General features: G+C 71.2%; 3 protein-coding genes. 2 read left to right on the plus strand and 1 reads right to left on the minus strand.

What is annotated here, in order from left to right; translation table 11 throughout:
- Nucleotides 1–264: 264 nt before the first annotated feature.
- On the plus strand, nt 265–1,005 hold the full coding sequence (locus GFD30_RS26000) for a DUF6270 domain-containing protein (protein WP_153028053.1): 741 nt from the start codon (nt 265–267) through the stop codon (nt 1,003–1,005).
- A gap of 15 nt (nt 1,006–1,020) precedes the next feature.
- On the opposite strand, the gene GFD30_RS26005 is transcribed toward GFD30_RS26000, so the two are convergent.
- Complete coding sequence (locus GFD30_RS26005; RefSeq protein ID WP_153028054.1) at nt 1,021–4,017, minus strand: DUF6395 domain-containing protein; 2,997 nt, start codon at nt 4,015–4,017, stop codon at nt 1,021–1,023.
- 425 nt (nt 4,018–4,442) lie between these two features.
- On the opposite strand from GFD30_RS26005, the gene GFD30_RS26010 reads away from it, so the two are divergent.
- Entirely contained in the window at nt 4,443–6,380 is a 1,938-nt protein-coding gene (locus GFD30_RS26010; RefSeq protein WP_153028055.1) for a glycosyltransferase family 2 protein, read from the plus strand.
- Nucleotides 6,381–6,469 lie beyond the last annotated feature (89 nt).

Consider the following 6,469-nt stretch of genomic DNA (forward strand, 5'->3'; position numbering starts at 1 on the left):
ACCGGCCTCGAACAGCGACACCGCAGCAGCACGCTCCTGCTCGGTCAACGAACTATACGGATGCAAACAACAACTCCCCGGAAGCGGAACCGAATTCTCAGTCCAACTTCCGGGGAGCAGTTCAGATCCGCTGCGCCCCTTCGCTTTGTCCACTTGTAGGCAATCGCCCCGCTTCAGTGCCGCCCCCTTTGCCCGCGTCTGCTATGGTCAACCCGGTCATAACCGAAAAATACTCGGAAAGTCAACGGCAGGAAGCGACTGACCATGACCCCCGACGAACCCTTGCGGTACTCCATCCTGGGCACCTGCGTGACCCGCGACGCCGCCGACGTGGGCCGCGCGCCCCTGAACCGGCCGGTGAAGTACTTCTCGCGCACGCGCATCCAGAGCATCGTCTCCACGCCCTCCCCGATCGACCCGGCCGAGATCTCCACCGACAACGTGTTCAACCGCCAGGTGATCCTCAATGAGCACCGCAAGACCGCGGCGCAGACCCTGCCGCGGCTCGACCACCCCATCGTGATCGACCTCGGCGACGAGCGGCTGCCGATGGTGCACACCGGCCACGGCATCGTGACCGCCACCAAGTCCTACAAGCAGGACTTCCTCGGACGGCCCGGCCACCGGAAGGTCCCCGAGGACACCGAGCTGCGACCCGACGGGCCCTTCGCCGACGCGTGCCGCCGCTTCGCCGCCCTCCTGCGGCCCGACCAGACGGTGATCGTCCACCGCACCTTCTGGGCCACCCACGAGGCCGACGGCTCCCCGGTCCGCCGCATCGACGAGTCCATGCGGCACAACGCCTGGCTCGCCCCCGCCTACGACCACCTCATCGGAGCGCTCGGCCCGCGCGCGATCGTCATCTCGATGCCCGCCGAACTCCGCGTCCCCGACCCCCGCAACCGCTGGGGGCACGAGCCGTTCCACTTCATCCCCGAATACCACGACCACCTGGCAGAGAGGATCCGCGCCGCGGTCCGCCCGCTGGCGTCGGCCGAGGCCTGAACGGCCCGGCCGCGATCAGCGCGCGAGCAGCCGCCTGGCGACGCGCCTGAACCGCTCCGGGACCAGGCGCTGCTCGAGGATCCGCTTGCGCTGCTCGAGGGCGCGGTTCCGCTTCCGGGTCAGCGCCAGCTCTTCGCGCAGCTCGTCCAGCTCGGTCTTCTGGCGCTGCACGACGCCGGCGAGCCGCTCCACCGGATCCTTGCTGTACCCGCCGATGTAGACGGCCTTGTGGAGGGACTTCAGGCGGTGCGCGCCGAACAGGTCCTTGACCTTCTGGTCGATGTCGCTCCCGAGCGCACCGTGCCAGGCCGCGCGGGCGAACGCGGGACGCCACTCCAGGCGGATCCTCCCGCCGCCGGGGAGGTCCACGGTCACGAGGCCCTTCCCGTGCTCCTCGGCGAGGTCGACGAGGGTCGAGAGGATGTCGGCGGTCGGCACGACCCCGCACGGCAGCAGCAGCCGCCACGGCACCGAGGGCGCCGCCACCGGCGTGTGCTTCACCAGATGGATCCGCTCGTCGTGGCGAAAGACCTCCTGCACGGCGAACGCGTCGAGCTGCGGGTGCTCGATGGTTCCCTGGCGCGGACCGAGCGGGCCCGGCCAGTCGCCCACGAGGAACAGGCGGATGTCGGTCCGCGTGCCGCTCAGGAGCGGGGCCACGCAGTCCACGACCGTCTCGAACTCGAATCCGCGGGTGTCGACGACCACGTCGGCGAAGGGCACCTCCCACTTGAGGTGGCCCAGCGCCGGGCGGTGCGGCGAGTCCGGGACCCGGTGCATGACGAGCGGGCGGCGAAACTTGCTGCCGGAGTCGGGATTGGACTTCATCTGCGGAATACCGAGGTGCCAGCTCCGGCCCTGCGGCCCGTCGTCGGGGATGAAGACGGCCCCGGCGAGCGCCAGCCGGTACGCGAACTCGGTATCGCCGCCGAGGACCATGTCCTCGGCGAGGCCGCCCGCAGTGGCGAACAGGTCGCGGTTGACCGACCCCGTGGCGCCCACGAACGCCTTGTAGGCGTCCTTGGTGCGGGCCTTGGCCATCCGCTCGGTGCGGTCGAAGAGCGCCTCGCTCCAGGAGTCGAAACTGCGCCGGAACAGCTCGTCGCAGCGGCCGTCGCGGGCCGCCTCGTAGACCTGCGCGGGTGTGAGGGCGCCGGATTCGTAGGTCACGAACTTCTTCTGCCCGACGATCGCGGCGTTGTCGATCAGGTGGTGCCAGCGCATGTGGGACTCGACATGGCCCGGAAAGACGATCATGTCGGCGTCGAGCCGCAGGACCACGTCGCCCGTGGTGTTCCGGACACCTATGTTGACCGCGTTCGCCGAGCCCCAGAAGCGGGTGTCGTTGCGCAAGAGGCGGCAGTTCTCCGGCCGGATATCGGGGAGCCGAAGCGGCGGCTCGCTGCCGTCGTCCACCACGACGACCTCAGTCAGGTCGGCCGGGTAGGTCTGCGCCGCCAAGGCGGCGAGCGTGAGGTCGAGCTTCTCCTGGTCGCGGTATGCAGGGATGACGATGGAGACGCTGAGGCCGGGCGTCCACTCGCCGATGTCGGGGACGTCCAGCACCGAGTGGTCGTTGCGCCTGATCTCGACGGCGCGCGGCGACCGCTCGCGTTTGATCTGAGGGTATGCCCGGGCCTTGCCCGTGGGCTTGTCCCAGCTCAGCGGGACGAGGCGTGACTCGGCGGAGCGCTCAGCCAGACGCAGCGCGAACTCGTCCCTGGCCTTGACCGCCGTGAACGAGAACCTGGCCTCCTGGTTCCGCCACCCGCGCAGGCGCTCGGCCTCGGCTTCGGTCATCGGCTCGGCATACGCCTCGAGCCGCTCCTTGACCTCGGCCCGGTACGGCTTCGCGACGATGTCGATGGCGGGCCCGTAGTAGCGCGCCCAGAGGCCGAAGTCCTGCTCGTCGCAGCGCAGGCGCTCCTTGAGCGCGAGCAGGAGCGGGTGCCGGCCGCGGTACTGCTGGAGGCTGAAGAGCAGGCTCGACTCGCTGTAGATCGGGATCTCGAGCAGCCGGGCGGAGATCTCCCTGCTGCAGATGACCTCGTCGAGCCACGCGTCGTCGGGCCACGCACCGGTGATGGCCGAGTCGATCAGGGTCTTGCGGAAGCACTTCCAGCATCGCTTGCACGGCTGCCCGGGTTCGCCGCGCACGCAGGACTGCACGAGGACGCGCTCGCCCCAGGTCTGCATGGTGATCTTCGCGGTGATGACCTCGCCGAGGCCGGCGACCGCGTTGACCGAGCCGAGGCCGACCGCTTCGGTCACGGCGGCCCACTGGGTGATCGGGTGGTCCGCGTCGATGTCGGTGAACCGCTCGTACCCGAGGCCGTAGGCGCCGACCGCGACGGCGCCCACGCCGATGGCGTCCAGTCCGTCCACGTCCGCCATGAGGATGACCGGGATCGCGAACGAGAGCTCGGAGGGCTCGTGGACGGGCGCGCCGATCGGGGTCCTGATGTACTCGACGTTCGAGTCGACGACGCGAACGAGCCGTCCTAGCCGCCGCATGTCCTCGCAGGAGGCGAGGGCGGCGTCGGCGCGGTACTTGGTCCGGATCTCGCGGTCGGCGAGGTTCGAGCGGTTGAGGAAGTAGAGGCTCGCCTGGGGGAGCAGGGCGGCGAGCGCCGCAGAGTCGACCCCGCCGGTGTACGCGATGCCCGGCCTGCCGGTGCCGATCTCGACGTCGCGGCCGGCGAGGGCCGCGTCCACCGGCCCGAGCTCTATCTCGAACACTTCGCGTACGCGGTCGGCGAGCTGGGCCGAGACCGGGCGGTTCAGCGTGAGCCGCGCGCCGACCCAGGGCTGCACGGAGGCGAGGGCGGCGAGGCCGATCAGGTCGGGGTGCGTCGCTTCGGCGGACCATTCGGGGGGCATGACCGTGATCACGCGGTCCCCTTCGAGAATCGCGCCGTCGTACGCCGTCTCCCGGTCATCGCCGTCGCGATGGATTCGGAATTCAACGGCGGTCCCGGAGGCATGGGACTGCGTCGACACGTCAATTCTCATGGGTTCTTTGCTTTCTACACCGAGGAATCGGGGGATTTCGGGCAGACGCCGCATCGTGGAGTTCTCACCGGAAGGGCGCGACAGACCGGCCCAGCATGGCGAGCATTCCGTCGTTGAGGACATCTGTCGGACGGTCGCGGCTGGACCCCGCGTTGCAGATGGTACCAGCCCGGTGCCGGAACGAGCGGCCTCGCGGAAGGAGCCCGGACCCCGCGCGAACGCCGTCGGGGCCGACGCGGCCGCCGCCCGGCGGAGCGATTCGGGTGATGTGGACTGCCGCATGATCGGGGCGTCGAGCATTGCGTCGGCGGATCAATCGTCCGAAGTGGCCTAAGTGCTACGTGAACCGTCCTAGCGGCATAAATCAGTGCATACCAGTTTGATACCCTCGAACACACTTCGCCTATGAGAGAAATCTTCGGACTATGTCGGACACTGCCTCCGCTCCCCCAGCTGACGCGCACCTCCAGGCCGCACTGCCGCGCCTCGCCGCGCTGCCGGGCGGGGTCGTGCTCGACAACGTGCTGCGGCTGCGGTCGCGGCGGGGGCGGCGGGTGCTGGCGTCGCTGGCGTGTCCGCAGCGGGAGGCCGGAGCGTACGTCGGGTTCGACGAAGGGGTCGAGTCGTCCCGGTTGAACCTGGCCGCGTACTGCGATCTGGCGTACGCCCTGGCCGTGCAGCCGCTTGAGGACGGCGAGCAGGAGGCGGCGCTGGCGATGTACCGGCGGGCCAAGCGGATCCTGGGGGATGCGCTGCCGGAGCGCGACCAGGTCGCGCACGTCCGACTGGCGGCGCACCTCGGCGATCGGGAGCTGCTCGGCACGCTCCGGAAGACCTACCGGCGCGTGCCCGAGACGTGGTGGCGCGCAGCGGAGTACGCGCTCGACCGGGCCGAGGCGCCGGACGACGCCGGGCGCTGGCTGCCCGCGTTCCTCCGCTTCGCCGGCTGGGAGGACCTCGCACTCGCCGACTCCGGCCCCGAGGAGCATCTCCTGGCGCGGCTCACCGCCGCCGAGTCGGAGCCGGTCGAGGACGGACCGCTCGTGTCGGTCGTGATGACCTGCTTCCGGCCGGGTCCGGAGCTGCTGACCGCCGTCGACTCGGTGCTGGCGCAGAGCTGGCGGCGGCTGGAGCTGCTGCTGGTGGACGACGCCTCGGAGCCCGAGTACGAGGACGTCCTGCTCGAAGCGGCCGGCCGCGACGAGCGGGTGCGGCTGCTGCGGCAGCGCGCCAACGGCGGCACCTACCGGGCCCGGAACCGGGCCATGGGCGTCGCCGAAGGCGAGTTCGCGACCGGTCTCGACTCCGACGACTGGGCCCACCCGCGCTGGATCGAGCGGCAGATCGCGCCGCTCCTGGCCGACCCCGACCTGGTCATGTCCGTCGCCCGGGGGATCCGGTGCACCGCGGACCTCGAGCCGGTGGTCACGCCCGCCCAGCGCCTGACCGAGCCGCGCTCGACCTCGGTCCTGTACCGCGCCGCCGACGTCAGGGAGCGCATCGGCTTCTACGACACGGTCCTCAAAGGCGGCGACACCGAGTTCAAGCTGCGGATCCAGCGGACCTTCGGCAGGGACCGGGTCGCGTTCCTCGACGACCTGCTGACGGTCGTCCGGCAGCGGCCCGGATCGCTGTCGGAGGGCGACGTGTCGACGGGGTGGACGACGCCCGACCGGTTCGCGTACGCCTGCGCGTTCAAGCACTGGCACCGGCGGATCCAGCAGGGCCGGTCGAAGGCGTTCGTGGCGGCGGCCGCTCCCGAGCGGCCGTTCCCCGCCTCGCGGGCGCTCCTGGTGCGGGGCGCCGCGCCCGAGCGGTTCGACCTCGTGGTGGCCGCCGACTGGCGCCGCATCGACGGCGCCGGGCGCGAACTGCTCGAGCAGGCCGCCGAGGCGGCGGCCGGGGGCGCGACCGTCGGGCTGGTCCACTACGTGGCCTGGGAGAAGCTGAACTCGGGCCTGACAGCGATCGCCCCGCAGGTGCTGTCGTTCGCCGCCGAGCACGGCCTGACCTTCCCCGACCTGGAGCGCTCCAGTGTGGACAAGCTAGAGGCGGCCGACGAGGCGCTGCTCGCCGGCCTCCGCGAGGACTACCCCCTCGCGGGGACGCCCGCCGAAGCCGCGAAGGAGGCCGAGGTCCCCGAGCCCCCTGCGCCCGTCCCGGCCCGCGGGCCCCGGCCGCGAGGGAAGGACGTCGTCCTCGGCGCCGCCGGGTCCTGCGCCTTCGCGCTCGCCTCCGTGTTCGCCCTCGTCTCGGGCGTGTCCCCGGTGACGGCGCTGACGGTCGCGGCGACCGGCCTGGGCGCCGCGGCGGCGGTCGCGGCGGTCCTGATCGTCCTGGTCCTGGGAAGGGTCCGACGGTGACGCAGGTTCGATTGCGGGCCAAAGCGTTCGCGAAGCGGTGCCGGCGGCTCGGCCCGGCGCCGTTCGCGGCCGCCGCGGTGCTCGCCGCC

It is taken from the genome of Glycomyces albidus (assembly GCF_009451885.1).
In the GTDB taxonomy this organism is placed as follows: domain Bacteria; phylum Actinomycetota; class Actinomycetes; order Mycobacteriales; family Micromonosporaceae; genus Glycomyces; species Glycomyces albidus.